The sequence below is a fragment of the Arthrobacter sp. Soil_C_49 genome (assembly GCF_057656635.1).
Map to the genome: position 1 here is coordinate 223,183 of NZ_JBDGJZ010000004.1, position 20,548 is coordinate 243,730.

Annotated in this window: 19 protein-coding genes and 1 riboswitch; of the genes, 13 read left to right on the forward strand and 6 right to left on the reverse strand. The window is 65.6% G+C overall.

Features of this window, described 5'->3' with window-relative positions; all coding sequences use genetic code 11:
• Positions 1-27: 27 nt before the first annotated feature.
• A riboswitch (ZMP/ZTP riboswitch) is annotated at positions 28-113 on the forward strand.
• A gap of 144 nt (positions 114-257) precedes the next feature.
• The 10 genes from glyA to AC3A4Z_RS09230 all read left to right on the forward strand — a co-directional run bounded on the left by glyA (position 258) and on the right by AC3A4Z_RS09230 (position 9,586).
• Complete coding sequence (glyA, locus tag AC3A4Z_RS09185) at positions 258-1,556, forward strand: serine hydroxymethyltransferase (RefSeq protein ID WP_498711316.1); 1,299 nt, start codon at positions 258-260, stop codon at positions 1,554-1,556.
• 5 nt (positions 1,557-1,561) lie between these two features.
• Complete coding sequence (locus AC3A4Z_RS09190; RefSeq protein WP_493970319.1) at positions 1,562-2,464, forward strand: bifunctional methylenetetrahydrofolate dehydrogenase/methenyltetrahydrofolate cyclohydrolase; 903 nt, start codon at positions 1,562-1,564, stop codon at positions 2,462-2,464.
• Positions 2,465-2,588: 124 nt separating this feature from the next.
• Positions 2,589-3,566 (forward strand): ABC transporter ATP-binding protein, encoded by a 978-nt coding sequence (locus tag AC3A4Z_RS09195; protein ID WP_498711317.1) that lies wholly within the window; start codon positions 2,589-2,591, stop codon positions 3,564-3,566.
• A complete protein-coding gene (locus AC3A4Z_RS09200) occupies positions 3,559-4,416 on the forward strand; it encodes an ABC transporter permease (RefSeq protein ID WP_498711318.1) in 858 nt (285 codons plus the stop codon). The genes AC3A4Z_RS09195 and AC3A4Z_RS09200 overlap by 8 nt, the downstream gene beginning before the upstream one ends.
• Positions 4,413-5,246: an ABC transporter permease gene (locus AC3A4Z_RS09205; RefSeq protein WP_498711319.1), complete on the forward strand. Its 834-nt coding sequence runs from the start codon at positions 4,413-4,415 to the stop codon at positions 5,244-5,246. The genes AC3A4Z_RS09200 and AC3A4Z_RS09205 overlap by 4 nt, the downstream gene beginning before the upstream one ends.
• Before the next feature lie 60 nt (positions 5,247-5,306).
• Positions 5,307-5,864 (forward strand): hypothetical protein, encoded by a 558-nt coding sequence (locus AC3A4Z_RS09210; protein WP_498711320.1) that lies wholly within the window; start codon positions 5,307-5,309, stop codon positions 5,862-5,864.
• 10 nt (positions 5,865-5,874) lie between these two features.
• A complete protein-coding gene (locus tag AC3A4Z_RS09215) occupies positions 5,875-6,708 on the forward strand; it encodes an exodeoxyribonuclease III (RefSeq protein WP_498711321.1) in 834 nt (277 codons plus the stop codon).
• A 20-nt stretch (positions 6,709-6,728) separates the two neighbouring features.
• Positions 6,729-7,772 (forward strand): tryptophan--tRNA ligase, encoded by a 1,044-nt coding sequence (gene trpS / locus AC3A4Z_RS09220; protein ID WP_498711322.1) that lies wholly within the window; start codon positions 6,729-6,731, stop codon positions 7,770-7,772.
• A 4-nt stretch (positions 7,773-7,776) separates the two neighbouring features.
• Entirely contained in the window at positions 7,777-8,478 is a 702-nt protein-coding gene (locus AC3A4Z_RS09225; RefSeq protein WP_498711323.1) for a 2'-5' RNA ligase family protein, read from the forward strand.
• A 58-nt stretch (positions 8,479-8,536) separates the two neighbouring features.
• Entirely contained in the window at positions 8,537-9,586 is a 1,050-nt protein-coding gene (locus tag AC3A4Z_RS09230; RefSeq protein WP_498711324.1) for a YihY/virulence factor BrkB family protein, read from the forward strand.
• A 7-nt stretch (positions 9,587-9,593) separates the two neighbouring features.
• Here AC3A4Z_RS09230 and AC3A4Z_RS09235 read toward each other — a convergent pair whose 3' ends face one another.
• Entirely contained in the window at positions 9,594-11,864 is a 2,271-nt protein-coding gene (locus tag AC3A4Z_RS09235) for a hypothetical protein (protein WP_498711325.1), read from the reverse strand.
• A 203-nt stretch (positions 11,865-12,067) separates the two neighbouring features.
• On the opposite strand from AC3A4Z_RS09235, the gene AC3A4Z_RS09240 reads away from it, so the two are divergent.
• Positions 12,068-13,369, forward strand: coding sequence for an ABC transporter substrate-binding protein (locus tag AC3A4Z_RS09240; protein WP_498711326.1), 1,302 nt, complete (start codon positions 12,068-12,070; stop codon positions 13,367-13,369).
• A gap of 39 nt (positions 13,370-13,408) precedes the next feature.
• On the opposite strand, the gene AC3A4Z_RS09245 is transcribed toward AC3A4Z_RS09240, so the two are convergent.
• The 5 genes from AC3A4Z_RS09245 to sdhC all read right to left on the reverse strand — a co-directional run bounded on the left by AC3A4Z_RS09245 (position 13,409) and on the right by sdhC (position 17,870).
• Entirely contained in the window at positions 13,409-14,179 is a 771-nt protein-coding gene (locus tag AC3A4Z_RS09245) for an alpha/beta hydrolase family protein (protein ID WP_050055922.1), read from the reverse strand.
• Between the two features lie 154 nt (positions 14,180-14,333).
• Positions 14,334-15,116, reverse strand: a complete 783-nt coding sequence (locus AC3A4Z_RS09250) for a succinate dehydrogenase iron-sulfur subunit (RefSeq protein ID WP_050055921.1) — start codon at positions 15,114-15,116, stop codon at positions 14,334-14,336.
• Between the two features lies 1 nt (position 15,117).
• Positions 15,118-16,917, reverse strand: coding sequence for a succinate dehydrogenase flavoprotein subunit (gene sdhA / locus AC3A4Z_RS09255; protein WP_091423156.1), 1,800 nt, complete (start codon positions 16,915-16,917; stop codon positions 15,118-15,120).
• A gap of 108 nt (positions 16,918-17,025) precedes the next feature.
• Positions 17,026-17,487 (reverse strand): succinate dehydrogenase hydrophobic membrane anchor subunit, encoded by a 462-nt coding sequence (locus AC3A4Z_RS09260; RefSeq protein ID WP_498711327.1) that lies wholly within the window; start codon positions 17,485-17,487, stop codon positions 17,026-17,028.
• Between the two features lie 2 nt (positions 17,488-17,489).
• Positions 17,490-17,870, reverse strand: a complete 381-nt coding sequence (gene sdhC / locus AC3A4Z_RS09265) for a succinate dehydrogenase, cytochrome b556 subunit (protein ID WP_081620212.1) — start codon at positions 17,868-17,870, stop codon at positions 17,490-17,492.
• Between the two features lie 264 nt (positions 17,871-18,134).
• Between sdhC and AC3A4Z_RS09270 the strand changes: the two genes are divergently transcribed.
• Both AC3A4Z_RS09270 and AC3A4Z_RS09275 read left to right on the forward strand, forming a co-directional pair.
• Positions 18,135-19,268, forward strand: a complete 1,134-nt coding sequence (locus tag AC3A4Z_RS09270; RefSeq protein WP_498711328.1) for a mannose-1-phosphate guanylyltransferase — start codon at positions 18,135-18,137, stop codon at positions 19,266-19,268.
• Positions 19,269-19,342: 74 nt separating this feature from the next.
• Complete coding sequence (locus AC3A4Z_RS09275; RefSeq protein ID WP_493970333.1) at positions 19,343-20,542, forward strand: amidohydrolase; 1,200 nt, start codon at positions 19,343-19,345, stop codon at positions 20,540-20,542.
• Positions 20,543-20,548 lie beyond the last annotated feature (6 nt).

Genomic DNA, 20,548 nt, shown 5'->3' on the forward strand with positions numbered 1-20,548 from the left:
GCGCAGCCGGGCCGGGATTTGGTACGCTGGGAAGGTCGCAACTGGCGTTGGGTGGCTAACCACCAGGGAGCGGCAATCACGAAGACCACGGATCGTACGCCTGGGCCGAGGGTCATGTCTTGCCGGAAATTGGGGCTGCACACGTCAGTATTGCAGCGCCATGCCCGCGCTTCCACGGACCGTCATAAGCGGTGTGGCAGCGTGCCAGCCGGTAGCCTGACCTTAGCAGTGCCCGTATCCCTAGCCAGGAGTTCTTCGTGACTACTACAGCCACCTCAACCACCGCCGTCAGCAACCAGCCGCTGGCTGAGCTTGACCCTGAAATCGCCGCAGTCCTGGACCAGGAGCTCGGCCGCCAGCGCGGCACCCTGGAAATGATTGCCTCCGAAAACTTCGCCCCCCGCGCCGTCATGGAGGCTCAGGGCTCAGTCCTCACCAACAAGTACGCTGAGGGTTACCCGGGCCGCCGCTACTACGGCGGCTGCGAATACGTTGACGTTGCCGAGCAGTTGGCCATCGACAGGGTCAAGGCACTCTTCGGCGCCGAGTACGCCAACGTCCAGCCGCACTCCGGTGCGCAGGCCAACGCCGCCGCGCTGTCGGCCATGATCACCCCCGGCGACAAGATCCTGGGCCTCTCCCTGGCTCACGGCGGCCACCTGACGCACGGAATGAAGCTGAACTTCTCCGGCAAGCTCTACAACGTGGCTGCCTACCAGGTGGAGGAAGACAACTTCCGCATCGACATGGACAAGCTGCGTGAGCAGGCCATCGCCGAAAAGCCGCAGGTCATCATCGCCGGCTGGTCCGCCTACCCGCGCCACCTGGACTTCGCCGCCTTCCGCTCCATCGCGGATGAGGTGGGCGCACTGCTCTGGACCGACATGGCGCACTTCGCCGGCCTGGTGGCTGCCGGCCTGCACCCCAGCCCGGTGCCGCACTCCGACGTCGTCACCTCCACCGTGCACAAGACCCTCGCCGGTCCGCGCTCCGGTGTGATCCTGGCCAAGCAGGAGTGGGCCAAGAAGCTGAACTCCAACGTCTTCCCGGGCCAGCAGGGCGGCCCGCTCATGCACGTCATCGCGGCCAAGGCCGTGGCCTTCAAGATTGCCGGAACCGAGGAATTCAAGGAGCGCCAGGAGCGCGTCCTGGAAGGCGCGAAAATCATCGCCGACCGCCTCAACCAGGCCGACGTCGCCGAAGCCGGCGTCTCCGTCCTGACCGGCGGCACCGATGTTCACCTGGTCCTGGTTGACCTGCGCAACTCCCAGCTGGACGGCCAGCAGGCGGAAGACCTCCTGCACTCCGTGGGCATCACCGTCAACCGTAACGCCGTTCCGTTCGACCCGCGCCCCCCGATGGTCACCTCCGGCCTGCGCATCGGCACCCCGGCCCTGGCCACCCGCGGCTTCGGTGCCGCCGAGTTCACCGAGGTGGCCGAGATCATCGCCACCGCGCTGAAGGCCGGCACCAGCGCCGACGTCGAGTCCCTGCAGGCCCGCGTCGACAAGCTCGCCGCCGACTTCCCGCTCTACCCCCAGCACGAGCAGTGGTGACCCCCATGACTGAAGCGACCAAGACTGCCCGGATCCTTGACGGACGCGCAGCAGCCGGGGCCATCAAAGCCGAACTGACCGAGCGTGTGGCTGCCCTGAAGGCCCAGGGCATCACCCCCGGCATCGCCACCGTGCTGGTGGGCGCGGACCCCGCCTCCCAGCTGTATGTGTCCATGAAGCACAAACAGTCGGTGGAGATCGGGATGAACTCCATGCAGCGCGAGCTTCCCGGCGATGCCACCCAGGAGCAGGTTGAGGCCCTCATTGACGAACTCAATGCTGACCCCGCCTGCCACGGCTACATTGTGCAGCTGCCGCTGCCCAAGCACCTGGACACCGACGCCATCCTTGAGCGGATCGACCCCGACAAGGACGCCGACGGCCTGCACCCCACCAACCTCGGCCGGCTGGTGCTCAACGTCAACGGCAAGATCACCTCGCCGCTGCCGTGCACACCCCGCGGTGTCATCGAGTTGCTCCTGCGCAACGGCTATGACCTCAAGGGCAAGCACGTGGTGGTGGTTGGCCGCGGTGTGACGATCGGCCGGTCCATCGGCCTGCTGCTGACCCGGCGCGAAATCAACGCTACGGTGACGCTGACCCACACCGGCACCACGAACATGTCCGAGCTGCTGCGCCAGGCGGACGTGATCGTGGGTGCGGCCGGCGCCAAGCACATCGTCAAGGCCTCAGACGTTAAGCCCGGCGCTGCCGTGCTGGACGTCGGTGTCACCCGGGAAACCGACCCCGAGACGGGTAAGAGCAAGGTACACGGCGACATCGATCCCGCCGCTGCCGAGGTGGCCGGCTGGATCTCGCCGAACCCCGGCGGCGTGGGCCCGATGACCGTTGCACTGCTGATGACCAACGTGGTGGAAGCCGCGGAGCGCAAGGCGGGCATCGCCTAGGCGAGTAAAGCAAGCAGCCCGACGGCGGCACGCACCCGGCAAGGTGTGTGCCGCCGTCGTATTTAACACAGGTGCGTTACCCCGGACGCTTCCGCAGAGCCAAAAGCCCCGCTAGTCTGCGGAGGTGCACAACGAAGCCATCTTTCCCTCCGCTGCCCGGGCGGGTGGCCGGGACGCGCCCCGCACTGTCGTCACGGCCGAGAACCTGACCAAGAAGTACGGCGATGTGGCCGCTGTGGACGGTATTTCCTTCAGCGTCCCGGCAGGGGAGTCCTTTGGCCTGCTGGGGCCCAACGGAGCCGGCAAATCCACCACCATGAAGATGATCGGCGGTGTCACCGGCCGCACCTCCGGCAGCCTGCACATCATGGGCCTTGACCCCGACTTGCACGGCCCGGAGGTGCGGGCCCATCTTGGCGTGGTGCCGCAGCAGGACAACCTGGACGAGGAGCTCCGGGTCCGCGACAACCTCCTGGTGTATGGCCGGTACTTCGGCCTGCCCATGAGCTATTTGAAGCCCAAGGCTGACGAACTGCTTGAGTTCGCGCAGCTGACCGACAAAGCGAAGTCCAAGGTGGACGCATTGTCCGGCGGCATGAAGCGGCGGCTGACCATTGCCCGCTCGCTGATCAACGAACCACGCATCCTGCTGCTGGACGAACCCACCACCGGCCTGGACCCTCAGGCCCGGCACATACTCTGGGACCGTCTGTTCCGGCTCAAGGAACAAGGGGTCACGCTGATCCTCACCACCCACTACATGGACGAAGCCGAACAGCTCTGCGACCGGCTGATCGTGGTGGACAAGGGCCGCATCATGGCCGAGGGGTCGCCGGCGCAGCTCATCCGCGACCACTCCACCCGTGAGGTGGTGGAGCTGCGCTTCGGTTCCGAGCGGAACACCACCATCGCCGCCGAGCTGGATGGCATCGGGGAGCGCCTGGAAGTCCTGCCGGACCGGGTGCTGATCTACACGCACGACGGCGAGTCGGCGCTTGAGCAGGTGGCGTCCCGCGGCCTGAGGCCGCTGACATCGCTGGTCCGCAGGTCCTCGCTGGAAGACGTGTTCCTTCGGCTGACAGGCAGGAGCCTGGTTGACTGACGACGCCGGCGCGCCTGTCCGGGCGCAGAGTCCCGCCGCTCACGGCCCTGCAGCAGCGGCGGCAAAGGCGCGCCGCTGGGGTGCCTTCTACTACATGGAGCATGTGCTCCGCGTGATGAAGGGGTACAGCTGGTCCCTCCTGATGTACAGCGTGGGCCACCCGGTGGCCTACCTGTTCGCGATGGGCGTGGGCCTGGCCACCCTCGTGGATGCGCAGGGTGCAGGAGCCTTCGGGGGAGTGGGGTATGTAACGTTCGTGGCGCCCGCCCTGCTGGTCTCCGCGGCGGTCATGACGGCCGCCAACGAATTCACCTTCCCGGTGATGGCCGGCTTCAAGTGGCGGCGGACGTACTACGGGCCGCACGCCTCGCCGCTGACGCCCCGGCAGATTGCTGCCGGGCACGTCATGGCGGTGACCCTGCGGTTCCTGCTGCAGTCGGCCGTGTATTTTGCTGCGGTGGCCCTTTTCGGCGCTGCTCCCGGCGGGTGGGGGTGGGTGACCATCCTGGTGGCCACGCTGGCGGCGCTTTCCTTCGGCTTGCCGCTGATGGCCTATTCAGCGTCGATCACCGAGGACAAGGGCCAGTTCGCGCTGGTGATGCGCTTTATTGTGATGCCGCTGTTCCTGTTCTCCGGGACGTTCTTTCCGCTGGACTCGCTACCGCTGGCGGTGCGGTGGATTGGTTGGATTTCCCCGATCTGGCACGGTACCGAGCTGGGACGGGTCTTCAGTTACGGCTATCAGGAGCCGCCGCTGCTGACTGTTCTGCATGTGGTGGTGCTGGCGGGCCTTGCGGTGGCGGGCTGGTTCCTCACGCGGCGGCAGTTTGCCGTGAGGATGGGCAGATGAGCACCGGACTGCCGGTGAAGAGCGCTGCGGACGCGGCCCGCACCAGGACATTCGGCCCGTTGTATTCGCGCAACGCCAAAGCGGTGATTGCGCGCGGGCTGCTGGCGACAAAGAGCACCAACTGGCTGGTGATGCTCTCCGGCTTCTTCGAACCGGTCCTGTTTCTGGTCTCCATGGGAGTGGGTCTGGGCACAATCGTGGGCCCGGTGGAGGGCCCGGGTGGCGGGGACATCAGCTACGCCGCGTACATCGCCCCGGCCCTGCTGGCCGTTTCGGCCATGAACGGAGCCGTGTACGACTCCACCTGGAACGTGTTCTTCAAAATGAACTTCGCCAAGCTCTACCAGGGCATGCTGTACACCTCGCTGGGGCCGCTGGATGTTGCGCTGGGCGAGATAGTCCTGGCCCTGCTGCGCGGGCTCCTGTACGCGCTTGGCTTCACCGCGGTGATGGGCGTGATGGGCCTGATCACTACGCCCTGGGCTCTCCGGGTGATCCCGGCGTCGGTGCTGATAGCCTTCGGCTTCGCCAGCATCGGGATGGGGATCACGAGCTTCCTGAAGACATTCCAGCAGATGGACTGGATCAACTTCATCATGCTGCCCATGTTCCTGTTCAGCGCCACCTTCTACCCGCTGGGCGTGTACCCGCAGCCCATCCAATGGCTGATCCAGGCCATGCCGCTGTGGCACGGCGTGGAATTGCTCCGACAGATCAGCGTGGGCACCTTCACCGCGGCCACGCCCATCCACATCGGCTACTACCTGGCCATGACCGCCGCCGGCATGCTGCTCACCACCATGCGGCTGCGCCAGCTGTTCCTCAAGTAGCCCGTTCGCCGGGGGTGGAAGGCGGCGGGAGCATGCCCGGGCGTTTGAGAGAATGGGTGTATGCGATCTCTGGGCAGCTCCAAGTCATCCTCCAAACCCGCCAGGGGCGGATTCTCGATGTTCCGCATCAGCGGGCCGGGACTGATGGTCCTCGTCACCGCGTTTGTTGTGGCTGTGATCTTCGCCGCCAACCAGAACGACGTCGTGGGCTGGGTAGTTGCCGTCATCGCCTTCTTCTGGCTCGCCCTTGCGTCCTTCGTGGTCTTCAGCATCCAGAAGGCGGCCAAGAAGGCCGGCGCGAAGCTCACCGAAGCCCAGAATGCCTTCACCACGGCCGCCGGGCGGGGCCCGTACGCCGGTGCGGACCAGGGCGGAACCCGGGTTGTTGCCGAGCGCAGCCAGGCGGACGAGGTCCGGGACCTCAAGCTGGACCACTCCTTCAAGATCGTCCAGGTGCAGATCCGGGTGGTGGAAGAAGAGCGGGCCAAGGGTGCCGCCGCCAACCAGGACACCATCAACCGGGCCCTGGAAACCATCGAGATCACCGCCACGAACGCCCGGGACATGATCAAGTCCTCCGGCAGCGGAGAGCCGGTCACCGGAACCATCATCGACTAGAGTGGAGCGGGTGAGCTCGGCATTGAAGAAGGACCACCTTCGCATCGCATCCGTCAACGTCAACGGCCTTCGGGCTGCCTTCAAGAACGGTATGGCGGCGTGGCTGGAGCCGCGCGAAGTGGACATCCTTTGCCTCCAGGAGGTCCGCGCCCCTGACGCGATCGTCCGGCAGCTGCTGGGTGAAGGCTGGCACATCCTGCACGCAGAGGCAGAAGCCAAAGGCCGTGCCGGCGTCGCCATCGCCTCCCGCGAGGAGCCGCTGGAAACCCGCAACGGCATCGGCGACGACTACTTCGCAACGGCGGGCCGCTGGGTCGAGGCCGATTTCCGCTTCGCCGACGCCGCCGGACGCCCGGTCCAGCTCACCGTGGCCAGCGCCTACGTCCACTCGGGCGAGGTGGGCACGCCGAAGCAGGACGACAAGTTCCGCTTCCTGGACGCGATGAGCACGCGCCTGCCGGAGCTGACCAAGCACAGTGACCATGCCCTGGTGGTGGGCGACCTCAACGTTGCCCATACGCCCCGGGACATCCGGAACTCAAGGGCCAACCTCAAGAAGGCGGGCCACCTGCCGGAAGAACGGGTGTACTTCGACCGCTTCTTCGGCGAGGAGATCGGCTGGCAGGACGTCCACCGAAACCTTGCCGGTGATATTGACGGGCCCTACACCTGGTGGTCCCAGCGCGGAAAGGCGTTCGACAACGACACCGGCTGGCGCATCGACTACCACCTGGCCACCCCGGAGCTGGCTTCCTCCGCCATCTCGGCCGTTGTTGACCGGGCGGCCTCGTGGGACACCCGCTTCTCCGACCATGCCCCGCTTGTAGTGGACTACCAGCTCTAAGCCCCGAAGGTTTCCTCCCCATGACTACCCAGACTTCCCCTGCCACCAAAAAGCGCATCCTCTCCGGCGCCAAGCCCACGGCCGATTCTCTGCACCTGGGCAACTACATCGGTGCCGTCCGCAACTGGGTGGACATGCAGGCCGAGTACGATGCTGTGTTCTTTATTCCGGACCTGCACGCCATCACCGTGGACTTCGACCCTGCGGAACTGGCCAAGCGCACCCGCATCGTGGCAGCGCAGTACATCGCGGCCGGCATCGACCCGGACAAGAGCATCTTCTTCGTCCAGTCCCACGTGCCCGAGCACGCGCAGCTGGCCTGGGCGCTGAACTGCATCACCGGCTTCGGTGAAGCGTCCCGGATGACCCAGTTCAAGGACAAGACCCAGAAGTCCGGCGCCGACGCCGCCACCCTGGGACTGTTCGCGTACCCCACCCTGATGGCCGCGGACATCCTGCTGTACCAGACCGACCTCGTGCCGGTGGGGGAGGACCAGCGCCAGCACCTGGAGCTGACCCGGAACCTTGCGCAGCGGTTCAACACGAAGTTCGGGGCCACCTTCACGGTCCCGGAGGCCACCATCGTGAAGGAACGCGCCAAGATCTACGACCTCCAGAACCCCAGCGCCAAGATGTCCAAAACCGGGGAGTCACCAAACGGAGCCATCCAGCTGCTTGAGGACCCCAAGATCGCCGCCAAGCGCATCAAGTCCGCCGTCACGGATGCCGGCACGGAGATCCGTTTTGACCAGGAGGAAAAGCCGGGCGTCTCGAACCTGCTCACCATCTACTCCTCCCTCACCGGCAAGTCCGTCGCCGAGCTCGAAGCCGAGTACCAGGGCAAGATGTACGGCCATCTGAAGGTTGACCTGGCCGAGGTGGTGGTGGAGTTCGTCACGCCGCTGCGCGACCGCACCAACGAGCTCATGGCGGACCCGGCTGAACTGGACCGGCTGCTGGCCCACGGCGCCGAGCGCGCCCGGGAAATCGCCTCCGTGACCCTCGGCCAGGTGTATGAGCGCATGGGCTTCCTCCCGTCCTTCTCCCTCGCTGGAGTCCGCTAGCGCCATGCCGTCCAGCAAAGTCACCGCAAGGGAAGGCTCCCGCTCCTCTCAGGCAGCGGGAAGGACCGGTAACCCCCAAGGCGACCCAGCGGAGGACACCGGCGCGGCCGGGCATGGGCCGTCCCGCACAGAAGACATCAGCGTAGGAGTCATCCTGGGCTTCCCGCCGGAGGTGGCTGAGGAGCTGCAGCGCTGGCGGGCTTCCTTCGGGGATCCCCTCGCGGACGTGGTGCCGGCCCACATCACCCTGGTGACCACCACGCCCACCCAGGACTGGGAGGCCACCCGCGAGCACGTCCGGGACGTGGCCCGCCGCCAAAGCCCCTTTATGGTCACCATCGCCGGCACCGGAACGTTCCGCCCGGTTTCCCCCGTGGTCTTCATTAATGTCGAGGAGGGCTTTGAGGCCTGCGTGGACCTGCACGAAAAGCTACAGCAGGGCCCCCTCCAGCGGGAACTGCCCTTCGCCTACCACCCGCACGTCACCATCGCCCACGATGTCGCGCCGGAAAGCCTCGATGAAGCCGAAACGGTCCTGAAAAACTACAGAGCCACCTTCCCCGTGGTTAGCATGGGACTCTACGAGCACGATGCGGACGGCATCTGGCAGCTACGGGAAGAGCTGGACTTTGGGACCGAAACTGACAGCGACGCCGGCGCCGGATTCCCGGACGCCGCCGCGGACACAGCAACCGAAACAGGCTGACCAACAGCCCCTTCCCACTGAGCGGGCGCAGCTCAAGCTTGCCGTCATCCAGAAGCGGATGGAGCTCGGGAAGGCGCGCCGGTCCGGGGGAAGCTTTTTCGCCACCGTGACAGCCACATCCCAGTGGCTGCTGGCGCGGCTTAACGCGCTGCGCCCCATGCGGGCATTCCGGCACTACAACCTGCAGCGCGGTCCACTGATGAGCGCCGGCATCGGCTTCAATATGTTTTTCTCCATCACCGGCCTTCTCACGACCGGTTTCTCCATCGCAGGACTTGTGCTGCGGGGGCAGCCGGACCTGCTGGACACGATCATCAGCAGCGTGGCGTCGAGCGCGCCCGGGCTGTTGAAGCTGAACGGCAGTGCGGGGCTGGTGGATCCAAAGGACCTGCTGAATCCGGACGGGCTGGGCTGGACGGCAGTCATCGGCTCTTTGGTGACGGTGGTCACCTCCCTGCGATGGATTTCCGGTATCCGCGAAGGGCTGCGCGGTGTGCTGCAATTGCCGCCGCTGCTGGTCAATCCCATCCTCCTGAAGCTGCGGGATGCCGGAACGCTGCTGCTCCTGGGTGTGGCGCTGGTGATCAGCGCCGGCGCGTCCCTGGTGTTCGGAACCGCGGCGGGTTGGGTCTCTGACTTCCTGCGGCTCGACGACGTCGTGGCGGGGCCCCTGGCCACCTCCGTCAAAATCTCCGTTCCGCTGGTCCTCAGCTGGGCAACCGCGTTCATTATGTACAGGTTCGCGGCCAGCCTGAAGCTGTCCCGGCGGGCGCTGCTCGAAGGGACCATCCTGGCGGCAGTGGGAACCGGGGTGCTGCAGATTTTCAGTACCGAGCTGCTGGCGGGCGCCGGCCGCAACCCCATCCTGGCGCCCTTCGCCATCATCATCGGCCTGCTGATCTGGTTCAACCTGGTGAGCCAGGTTTACCTGATCTCGGCCGGCTGGGCCGCCGTCCGTGAAGCCGACCTGAAGGCACAATCCAGCGGGCATGAGAAGGGCACGTGGGGAGCGCGCCAGGTCCAGCCGGGAAAAGTGCCCGTCCATCCGGATGGCGGCCCTGCGGCGACTGCCCGGCGCCGAGGTGCTGGCCGGCCCCGGCAGGGATGAAACAGACCTAGGGGGCCTGCACCAGTCCTTCCCACTCCACGGTCCAGCCGGAAGGAAAACCGGGGGCGCGCCGGTCCGGTCCGTTGTCCCAGCCGGCGGCCATCAGGGCGACGGCGGCGAGCAGCCCGCCGTTGCCCGGCAGGTACAGCGGCAGTGAGTCCGTCTGGCGGTTGTGCCCGCTGGGCAGGACGGTGTTCTTCCCCGCGTCCATCAGGAGTGCGTTGACGGCAGCCTCCGGGTCGCCGAGGCGCGCCGCGGTCATGGCCAGCACGGGATAGTCCCAGCCCCAGGTGCTGCCCCAATCCCAGTCGGCAAGCACGTCTGCCAGTGTTGCCCTCATAATGTCCGCGTCGATCAGGTCAGTCTCCGGCAGCACGCCGAGCGCACAAAGCATCGAGGGGTGGTCCGTCCGGATGGTGAAGGGCTCAACGTCAATGGCAGCGTACACGCCACTGACCACCCGCGGCTTCACCAGCCCGTCGGCCACCTCCCGCCAGGCCGGGACGGGCTCGAGTCCCAACCGTTCCCGCCAGGCGGCCGCGGTCCGAAGGCCCCACTGCCAATAGGCGAGCTCGAACGTGGGGTTGGTCACGGACCCCCGGATGCTGCCGTAGCTCTCCTGCGCCGGAATCAGGGGCGGCCCCAGCTCAAACCCACGCGCGGTGGGGTGGGCGAAGCTGGCCATAAACGCTGCGGTTTCGAACACGATCTCCGCGAATTCCTCCAGCACCTCAAGGCCGGGGCTGGCCCGGTACACGAGTTCGGCCAGGTGGATGGGGTGCGGCTGCTGCCAGATAAGGAACGTCCCGATGGGGCTGGGGCTTTCCCTGCCGTCCGGGCCTACCTGCTTTGGCCAGCGGACGCCGTCGAAACCCTGCGTCCTTGCTGTTTCCCGCGACGTATCCAGCACTGTGGAGTACCACCGCAATGAGGGCAGCAGGAGCTCGGGACGGTTCCAGTGGGCAAAGTGGGCGGCATGCCACCAGTGCATTTCAAGGTGGAAGCGGCCCCGCCAGGAATTGCAGACCAGCCCTGTTTCCTGAGGGGGCAACGAGCCCGAGCAGTTGATGGCGGTCAAGTACTGCGAGAGGACAATCCGGCGCTCCAGTTCCTTCGCCCGGGGATCATCCGTCGCCTCCAGCTCGATGGCGCCACCCGAGGACCAGAACCGGGGCCAGGAGACGGCGGAGGCCGCGGCAACGGCATTGCCCGCAGAAAGGTTTTCTGAAAGCCCGACGGCGGTTCCTGCCCCTGTGCCCCTGCATGGCTTTGCCGCCAGGTGGGACTGCCTGTTGTCACCCCGCGGGATGCAGTCGCCGGTTCCGACGGAGACAAAAGCAATGGCAAGGTCCAGGACATCAACGCTGTCCTGGCCCTGGGCAGCGCTGGTGGGAGTGATGCGAAGACGGTGCTTCCCGGTCTGTTCCACCGCAAGTGTTGTGCCTGTGACCACCACCCGGTAGCGGGAGTTGTCCAGCCCGCGCTCCGCAATCCAGCTGGTGGCGCCGGCGTGGACCTCTGAAGGCGCAGGCTCGTTCAGCCTGGTGCTGTGGGCTTCGGGGCTGTCCCAAGCGGCGGCATTGTGCCAGGCCTCGGAGCCGTAGGGAAAGTCGATGGCAATGACCAGGCCCTCACTCAGCGCGGGTGACTCCACGCGCAGACCGATTTCGTCGCGGTCCGGGTGGCATGCCGTGGTGACGGTGACCGGGTGGCCGGCCAGGGTGAAGGAGCTGTTTACCACTCCCGTCCACAGGTCGAGCGTCTGCAGGGGCCCGGAAATGTCGGCAGCTGTGAGCCCACGCTCCACGCCGTCCTCCACCAGCCGGAAGCCGATGCGTCCCAGGTCCAGGCGGTGGGGATTGGCCCGGAGCCACGTTTCGGCCTGCGACGCGTCGGTCTCGCGGTCATTGATGATGTCGCCCACCATGTCAACGTACGGAACGGGCCCTCGCGGCGAATCGTAGAGGACGGTGGAACCTGCGAGCTCATATGGCTGGGCGGGGGGTATGGCGTGCCAGCCCCACTGTGCCTGGGTGCCAAGCAGCGTTCCCGGCGGGAGTTCATCCCGTGCGCCCACCGGGTAGGCGCCGGGGAGGGACTGCAGTCCCGTGAGGTCCATGGTGAAGGCGAACTCGCCGTTGCCCACGGAGACGGGGCTTCGGGGATCGAGGCTCTCCTGGCACACGTTGTGGCGCCGGACGAGAGCCTCCCTGTTGATGCTGGCGCCGGCAGATCCGGCTGAAGGAATTCCTGGCCTGGTGATGCTCTGGCTGTGCACGCTGCACGCCCTCCCGCTGCTGGTGCTGGGCTGTGGAAGGAAACAGTTTAGAAACCGGTTTCCGGACGCAGTCCATCCTTGTGGCCGCCCGGGACGCTGTCAACCCCCGGCGGCCAAAGCCTTCCTGCCAACCCCTTGACCCTCGGCAAGGCTCCTTGATACGTTTCACGAAACCGCTTTCTGACCCGGAAGAAGCTTGCCCAATGACGCGTAAAGTTCTTGGAAGAATCCGTAAATCAGTCGCAATGCTCACTGCACTGGGCCTTTTGGGCGTCACCGCGGGATGCTCCGGCGCGTCGTCCAACCAGCCCGGGGACGGCCCTGTGGAGATCCGTTTCTCCTGGTGGGGCAACGCCGGGCGGGCGGAGCTGACCAATAAGGCGATCGCCGAATTCGAGGCTGCCAATCCCAACATCAAGGTCAAACCCGAATACGGCGACATCGGCGGGTACTTCGACAAGCTGGCCACGCAGGTGGCGGCCAACGATGCTCCTGACGTGATCACCATGGGCGGGGCATACCCGGCCGAATACGCCAACCGCGGCGCACTGCTGGACCTGTCCACGGTCAGCGGTTCCCTGGATCTGGCAAAGATGGACGAGGGCGCGCTGGAAAACGGGCAGGTCCAGGGCAAGCAATATGGCGTCTCCACCGGTGCGAATGCACTCTCAATCGTCGTCAATCCTGCGGTTTTCCAAGCAGCCGGTGTTGCCCTTCCGGATGACAGCACCTGGAGTTGGGAGGATTTCGCGAGGACCGCCGCAGAGGTCACGTCAAAGAGTCCCGAAGGTACCTATGGAACGGCCACAGTGCTCACCCATGATTCCCTGGACGCTTTTGCGCGCCAGCACGGCGAATCGTTGTACACGCAGGACGGGCAGCTCGGGCTGGACCAGGACACGGTCCGGGACTACTTCGCCTACTCGTTGAAGCTCAGCGAAACGGGAGCGGCGCCGAGTGCGTCCGAGACTGTGGAGAAGCTCGACGTGAGTACCGAGCAAACGCTGATGGGCATGGGCAAAGCAGCCATGATGCTCACCTGGAGCAACTCACTGTCCGCGCTCAGCAAGGCCTCGGGTGCTGACCTGCAGCTGCTCAAGCTCCCCGGCGAAACACCCACTCCCGGTATCTGGCTGCAGTCATCGCAGTTCTACACCATCTCCGCGCGGAGCAAGCAAGCAGATGCCGCCGCGAAGCTGATCAGCTTCCTGGTGAACAACGAGGCGGCCGCCAAGATCATCCAGAGCGACCGCGGGGTCCCCAGCAATTCCGAAATGCGCGACACCATCAAGGACCTGCTGACGCCGCAGGGCAAAGTGGAGGCGGCATATATCGACCAGATCGGAAAGATGGACTTCGCCCCCACCTTCATTGGTCCCACCGGATCAACAGCTGTCTCCGAGATCACCGCCCGCATCAACACCGAGGTCCTGTTCAAGCGGCTCACCCCGGATAAGGCAGCCGAACAGTGGATCAGCGAAAGCCAGGCCGCCATCGGCAAATAGCCGCGTCCGCGGTCCCGCAGCCTGGGCCGCCCGACCGGCTTACTGCCCGGCGTCGAGGTACTGGTCGGCCCAGGCAGCGATAATCCGGGCAGCGCGTGCCGCCTGCCCCTTCCCGGTCAGCAGGTGGTCGCTGCCTTCAAGCGACACGAAGTTCCGCGGATGCCGTGCGGTCTGGAAAATCGTGCTGGCATTTTCGATCCCCACAGTGTTGTCGGTGGGGGAGTGCAGCACCATCAGCGGCTTGTGCAGCTGCTTGATGCAGTCTGTCAGGTCGGCGTTTTCCAGGTCTTCCACAAAGTGCTTGCGGATCTCCACCCGCTTCCCGCCCAGGTCCACCTCGGCGCTGCCTTCGCTGAGGATTTTGTCCAGGGCGGCGTCGAACACGTGGGCGACGTGCTTGGGTGAGAAAGGAGCCCCCACGGTCGCGACGGCGTCGAGCTCGGGGATCTCACGCGCTGCAGCAAGCACGGCTGCGCCGCCGAAGGAGTGACCCACCAGCAGGGAAATCTCTTTCCCTTCACTGCGCATGAACTCGGCGGCCTTGACGGTATCGGCCACCTTGTGGCTAAAGGAGCCCGCGGACCACTCACCGGCGGATCCGCCCAGGCCCAGGTTGTCGAACCGCAGCATGCCCACGCCGCTGTCCGCCAGCGCCTTGCACATCCTCGACGCGGACGGCGCATCCTTGCCCAGCGTGAACCCGTGGGAGAAGACCCCCCAGCCCTTGACCGGGCCGTCGGGAATATCAATGATGCCGGAGAGCATTTCGCCGGTGGAACCGGCAAAGGAGACTTTTTCGGAGCGGGACACGTCGTCCCCTTTCGTTTGGTACGAATGGCTGTGGGCCCACGCCCGCCGGGTTCCCTGGCCGAGTTTGCGGGGTCAGGGGGGCGGAGGGGGAGAAACAACGACGGCGCCGATCCCCTTATGAGGGGACGGCGCCGTCGTTCGCTGGATCCTCGTGTCAGATCTTGCGGGAGAGGATGGCCTGCTTGACCTCTTGGATAGCCTGGGTCACCTGGATGCCGCGGGGGCATGCTTCGGAGCAGTTGAAGGTGGTGCGGCAGCGCCACACGCCTTCCTTGTCGTTGAGGATCTCCAGGCGCATGTCGCCGGCGTCATCACGGGAATCGAAGATGAAGCGGTGCGCGTTGACGATCGCCGCCGGGCCGAAGTACTGGCCATCGGTCCAGAACACCGGGCAGGAGGACGTGCAGGCAGCGCAGAGGATGCACTTGGTGGTGTCATCAAAGCGCTCACGGTCCTCGGCGGACTGCAGGCGTTCCCGGGTGGGCTCGTGGCCCTTGTTGATGAGGAAAGGCATCACTTCGCGGTAGGACTGGAAGAACGGTTCCATGTCCACGATGAGGTCCTTCTCCACCGGCAGGCCCTTGATGGGTTCCACCGTGATGGGCTTGGACGTGTCCAGGTCCTTCAGGAGGGTCTTGCAGGCGAGGCGGTTGCGGCCGTTGATGCGCATGGCATCGGAGCCGCAGACGCCGTGGGCGCAGGAGCGGCGGAACGAAAGGCTGCCGTCGATTTCCCACTTGACCTTGTGCAGGGCATCCAGGACACGGTCCGTGCCGTACATGGTGAGGTGGTAGTCATCCCAGGTGGCCTCGCCGGAAACCTCCGGGTTGTACCGCCGCACGCGCATGTGCACATCGAACGTGGGGATTTCGCCGCCACCGCCTACGCCGGCAGGCAGTTCAATCTTTGAGGCTGGCTCAGCGATTTCAGCGGTCATCTTAGTACTTCCTCACCATCGGCTCGTAGCGGGTAAAGACAACCGGCTTGGTGGCCAGGCGGATGCCGGCAATTGATTCTGCCGATCCGTCCGCCGGGGCGTGGTCGTCCTTGTACGCCATGGAGTGCTTCATGAATTTCTCGTCGTCACGCTCCGGGAAGTCCTCGCGGAAGTGTCCGCCGCGGGATTCCTCACGGTGCAGGGCAGCCACGGTCATCACCTTGGCCAGCTCCAGCAGGAAGCCGAGTTCAACGGCCTCGAGCAGGTCAAGGTTGAAGCGCTTCCCCTTGTCCTGGACGTTGATGCGCTTGTACCGCTCCTCGAAGGAGGCGATGTCGCGCAGGACCTGGTTCAGGGTATCCGCGGTGCGGAACACCTGCATGTTGGCGTCCATGGTGTCCTGCAGTTCCTTGCGGATCTGGGCCACCTTTTCGTCGCCGGTGCCGTTGCGGGCAATGTCCAGCAGCTCGGTGGTGTACGCCAGCGGGTTCTCCGGCAGCTCGACGTAATCGGCTGTCTTGGCGTACTCCGCCGCGGCGATGCCGGCACGCTTGCCGAACACGTTGATGTCCAGCAGGGAGTTGGTGCCCAGACGGTTGGAGCCGTGGACGGAGACGCAGGCAACCTCGCCGGCCGCGTAGAGGCCGGGGACCACGGTGTCGTTGTCCTGCAGGACCTCAGTGGTGATGTTGGTGGGGATGCCGCCCATGGCGTAGTGCGCGGTGGGGAACACGGGAACGGGTTCCGTGTAGGGCTCCACACCCAGGTACGTGCGTGCGAATTCGGTGATGTCCGGGAGCTTGGCGTCGATGTGCGCCGGCTCCAGGTGCGTGAGGTCCAGGAGGACGTAGTCCTTGTTCGGGCCGCAGCCGCGGCCTTCACGGACCTCGTTGGCCATGGAACGGGCCACGATGTCACGGGGAGCCAGGTCCTTGATGGTGGGGGCGTAGCGCTCCATGAAGCGCTCACCCTCCGAGTTGCGGAGGATGGCGCCTTCACCGCGGGCGGCCTCGGAGAGGAGGATGCCCAGGCCGGCGAGGCCGGTCGGGTGGAACTGGAAGAACTCCATGTCCTCCAGCGGGATGCCGCGGCGGAAGGCGATGCCCATGCCGTCACCGGTCAGGGTGTGGGCGTTGGAGGTGGTCTTGAAGACCTTGCCGGCACCGCCGGAGGCGAACACCACGGACTTGGCCTGGAAGACGTGCAGCTCACCCGAGGCGAGGTCGTAGGAGACCACGCCGGCAACGCGCTTCTGCTTGTACGGCGTGCCGTCTTCGCGCACTGCGTCCTCTTCGACCGTCAGCAGGTCCAGGACGTAGTACTCGTTGTAGAACTCAACGTTGTGCTTGACGCAGTTTTGGTAGAGCGTCTGCAGGATCATATGGCCGGTACGGTCTGCGGCGTAGCAGGCGCGGCGTACCGGGGCCTTGCCGTGGTCGCGGGTGTGGCCGCCGAACCGGCGCTGGTCAATCCGGCCTTCGGGCGTGCGGTTGAACGGCAGGCCCATCTTTTCCAGGTCGAGCACGGCGTCGATGGCTTCCTTCGCCATGACCTCGGCGGCATCCTGGTCAACGAGGTAGTCACCGCCCTTGACGGTGTCGAACGTGTGCCACTCCCAGTTGTCTTCCTCGACATTGGCCAGGGCTGCACACATGCCACCCTGCGCCGCACCCGTGTGCGAGCGGGTGGGGTAGAGCTTGGTCAGTACTGCTGTGCGGGCGCGTTGACCGGATTCGATCGCCGCGCGCATGCCAGCGCCACCGGCACCGACGATGACGACGTCGTACTTATGGACCTGCATACCAGACGCTCTTTCTCTCAAAATTCGCAATAAAACAACGGGCGGGCGTTGCCTGCTCCGCAAAACAAGGCCCGCGGTTGTACCCGCGGGCCCGGGATGTTGCCGGTGCTAGGCAGGGCAGAAGCCGCCAGGCAGGGGCACGCCGTCGACGACGGGGCAAGGGTTGAAGGTGAAGATCACCAGGGTGCCCAGGACGATGATGACGACGGTGGCCGAATAGAGGACCGTCTTCAGCCAGCGGCGGGCTGAGTCCTTCTCGGCGTAGTCGTTGATGATGGTGCGCACGCCGTTGGTGCCGTGCAGCATGGCCAGCCACAGCATGGCGAGGTCCCAGAACTGCCAGAAAGGATCGGCCCACTTGCCGGCCACGAAACCGAAGTCGATGGCGTGGATGCCTTCGCCCACCATGAGGTTCACAAAGAGGTGGCCGAAGATCAGGACCACGAGCACCACACCGGAGAGCCGCATGAACAGCCAGGCGATCATCTCGAAGTTGCCCCGGCTGCCGCCGCTGCGGCGGTACTGGGGCGCGATCCGCCCGCTGCGCGGGCTCTCAATCGTTGCTGACATGGCTAGTGACCTCCGAGCGCGAGGGACAGGTGGCGGATGGAGAAGGCGACCATGGTGACGACCCAGAGGGCCAGGACGGCCCAGAGCATCTGGCGCTGGTACTTGGCACCCTTCTTCCAGAAGTCCACTGCAATAATGCGCAGGCCGTTAAAGGCGTGGAAGACGATGGCCGCAACAAGGCCGGTCTCGCCCAGGGCCATGAGGGGGTTCTTGTAAGCACCGATCACCGCGGTGTAGGCCTCGGGAGACACACGCACCAAGGAGGTGTCCAAAACGTGGACCAACAAGAAGAAAAAGATCACTACACCGGTAATACGGTGTCCTACCCAGGACCACATGCCTTCACGGCCGCGGTACAAGGTGCCAGCTGGTTTTGTCGGCACTGATAAACCTCCCTGCAACACAGCGGCGCTGGCATGAGATCCACGCGGGGGGAACGCCTGCTGCGAGAGCACTCGTAGCTCAGGCCTAAATCTAGGCTCCGCTAACAGCTTATTCAATTTAGGAACTCCTTGGTGCCCAGCAGTAGCAAGGATTTTGCTGAATAATGAGACAAACGCCACAATCGCTGCCGGTTATGAAGTCCGGGCGGCTCCGCACGGGGGCTGTCAGGGGCCGCAGCAGGCGGTCGGCTAAAGTAGGCCTTGATGAGTACAGACAAAGTGACAAGCCCGGTTTCACCCCTTGACCGCTTCATTGCGGTGATTCCGGCCGGCGGCGTGGGGACCCGCCTTTGGCCCCTGTCGCGAGCCGCAGCTCCCAAGTTCCTACACGATCTCACCGGCTCGGGCAGTACATTGCTGCGCGCCACCTATGACCGGCTGCACCCGCTCGCTGGTACCAAGGTGCTGGTGGTTACCGGGCAGGCCCACCGCGAAGCGGTATGCAGGCAGCTTCCGGAAGTCCAGGACGCAGACCTCGTCCTCGAATCCGAGCCCAAAGACTCCGCTGCGGCCATCGGACTTGCCGCGGCCATCCTGCACGAACGCGATCCGGACACCATCATGGGTTCCTTCGCCGCGGACCAGGTGATCAGCCCGGACGACCTCTTCCAGCAGGCGGTCCGCGAAGCCATCCACACCGCCGCCGCCGGAAAGATCGTCACGATCGGCATCAAGCCCACCCATCCGTCCACGGGATTCGGGTACATCCGTTCCGGCCAGGACCTGCACATCGACGGCGCTCCCAGCGCCCAGGATGTGGTGGAGTTCGTCGAAAAGCCGAACGAGGAAGTGGCGCAGCAGTACGTGGACAGCGGCAACTACGTATGGAACGCCGGCATGTTCGTGGCCCCCGTTGCCCTTCTGCTGAAGCACCTCGAGGCCAACCAGCCCGAGCTGTTCCAGGGGCTGCAGGAAATCGCCCGCGCCTGGGACACCCCGGCCCGCGACGAGGTCACGGCCCGCGTCTGGCCCACCCTGCCCAAGATAGCCATCGATTACGCAGTGGCCGAACCTGCCGCGGAAGCCGGGGACGTCGCCGTCGTGCCCGGCTCCTTCCGCTGGGACGACGTCGGTGACTTCGCTTCCGTGGGCCGGCTCAACAGTGCCAAGGAAGTTGACGACGTCACCGTACTCGGCGAGGGCGCACGCGTGTTCACCGAGAACTCCAGCGGCGTAGTGGTGACCGACACCAAGCGCGTGATCGCGCTGATCGGGATCGAGGACGTTGTCATCGTGGACACCCCCGATGCCCTGCTGGTGACCACCATGGCCAACTCGCAGCGGGTCAAGGCCGCTGTCGACGCACTGAAGGCCAGCGGGGATACGGACGTCCTCTAGGCCGGCGCGCCCTGCGGATGTAACGCGGGGACCGCAATGGCCCCTAATCCGGCGACCCTCGCTAGAGTGAAGCAGTGCGCAATTACACTACGGAAGCCGAGCCCACCGCGCTGGTGGCACCCTGGCTTGAGCCGCTCCTGCCGGAACTGATCGATTTCCGCCGGGACCTGCATGCGCACCCGGAACTGTCCTTCAAGGAATTCCGAACCACGGACAAGCTCGCCGAGCGGCTCGAGGCCGCGGGACTCAGCCCCCGCCGGCTGGACGGCACGGGCCTCACCGTGGATGTGGGGGAGGGGCCCATCGCCACCGCCCTGCGCGGCGACATCGATGCGCTGCCCATCATCGAGGAGACGGGCCTGCCCTTCGCCTCGAAGAACCACGGTGTGACGCACGCCTGCGGCCACGACGTCCACACCACCACCATGCTGGGCATCGCCCTGGTGCTGCACCGCATGCACCAGGAGGAACCGCTCGGCGCCACCGTCCGCATCATCTTCCAGCCCGCCGAGGAAACCATGCCCGGCGGCGCGCACTCGTGCATCGAGCAGGGCGTCCTGGACGGGGTGCCCCGCATCCTGGCCCTGCACTGTGATCCGCGCATCGAAGTGGGCAAGATCGGCACGCGCATCGGCGCCATCACCTCAGCCTCGGACACTATCCGGATCGAACTTTCCGGCCGCGGCGGCCACACCTCGCGTCCGCACCTGACCGAGGACCTGGTGTTCGCGCTGGCCCAGATTGCCGTGAACGTGCCGGCCGTGCTGTCCCGCCGCGTGGACGTCCGGAGCGGAGTGTCCGTGGTGTGGGGGCAGATCTCCGCCGGCTCGGCTCCGAATGCGATTCCCGGCACCGGCTACATGGCCGGAACCATGCGCTGCCTGGACCGCGAGGCCTGGCACGCAGCAGGCGAACTGCTGGACGAGGTGGTGCACCAGGTGGCGGCTCCCTATGGCGTGGACGTGCGCCTGGAGCACACCAGGGGGGTGCCGCCGGTAGTGAATTCCGAGCACGAGACAGCCATCATTGAGGCATCGGCCCGGGCGGAAATCGGCGAAAGCGCCGTGGTGCTGACCCCGCAGTCAATGGGTGGGGAGGACTTCGCCTGGTTCCTCGCCGAGCTCCCGGGGGCCATGATGCGGCTCGGCACCAAAACGCCCGGCGGCGAAGAATACGATCTCCACCGCGGCGACTACATCCTGGACGAACGGGCCCTGGGCCTGGGCATCCGGGTGCTCACGGCTGCGGCGCTGCGCACCATCCGCGACCTTTAGCGACGG

Bases quoted from the DNA above. Each gene is read 5' to 3' on its own strand.
- AC3A4Z_RS09190 (WP_493970319.1), top strand. From the start codon at position 1,562: ATGACTGAAGCGACCAAGACTGCCCGGATCCTTGACGGACGCGCAGCA.
- AC3A4Z_RS09205 (WP_498711319.1), top strand. From the start codon at position 4,413: ATGAGCACCGGACTGCCGGTGAAGAGCGCTGCGGACGCGGCCCGCACC.
- AC3A4Z_RS09210 (WP_498711320.1), top strand. From the start codon at position 5,307: ATGCGATCTCTGGGCAGCTCCAAGTCATCCTCCAAACCCGCCAGGGGC.
- trpS (WP_498711322.1), top strand. From the start codon at position 6,729: ATGACTACCCAGACTTCCCCTGCCACCAAAAAGCGCATCCTCTCCGGC.
- AC3A4Z_RS09225 (WP_498711323.1), top strand. From the start codon at position 7,777: ATGCCGTCCAGCAAAGTCACCGCAAGGGAAGGCTCCCGCTCCTCTCAG.
- AC3A4Z_RS09230 (WP_498711324.1), top strand. From the start codon at position 8,537: ATGGAGCTCGGGAAGGCGCGCCGGTCCGGGGGAAGCTTTTTCGCCACC.
- AC3A4Z_RS09240 (WP_498711326.1), top strand. From the start codon at position 12,068: ATGACGCGTAAAGTTCTTGGAAGAATCCGTAAATCAGTCGCAATGCTC.
- AC3A4Z_RS09250 (WP_050055921.1), bottom strand. From the start codon at position 15,116: ATGACCGCTGAAATCGCTGAGCCAGCCTCAAAGATTGAACTGCCTGCC.
- sdhA (WP_091423156.1), bottom strand. From the start codon at position 16,917: ATGCAGGTCCATAAGTACGACGTCGTCATCGTCGGTGCCGGTGGCGCT.
- AC3A4Z_RS09260 (WP_498711327.1), bottom strand. From the start codon at position 17,487: ATGTCAGCAACGATTGAGAGCCCGCGCAGCGGGCGGATCGCGCCCCAG.
- AC3A4Z_RS09270 (WP_498711328.1), top strand. From the start codon at position 18,135: ATGAGTACAGACAAAGTGACAAGCCCGGTTTCACCCCTTGACCGCTTC.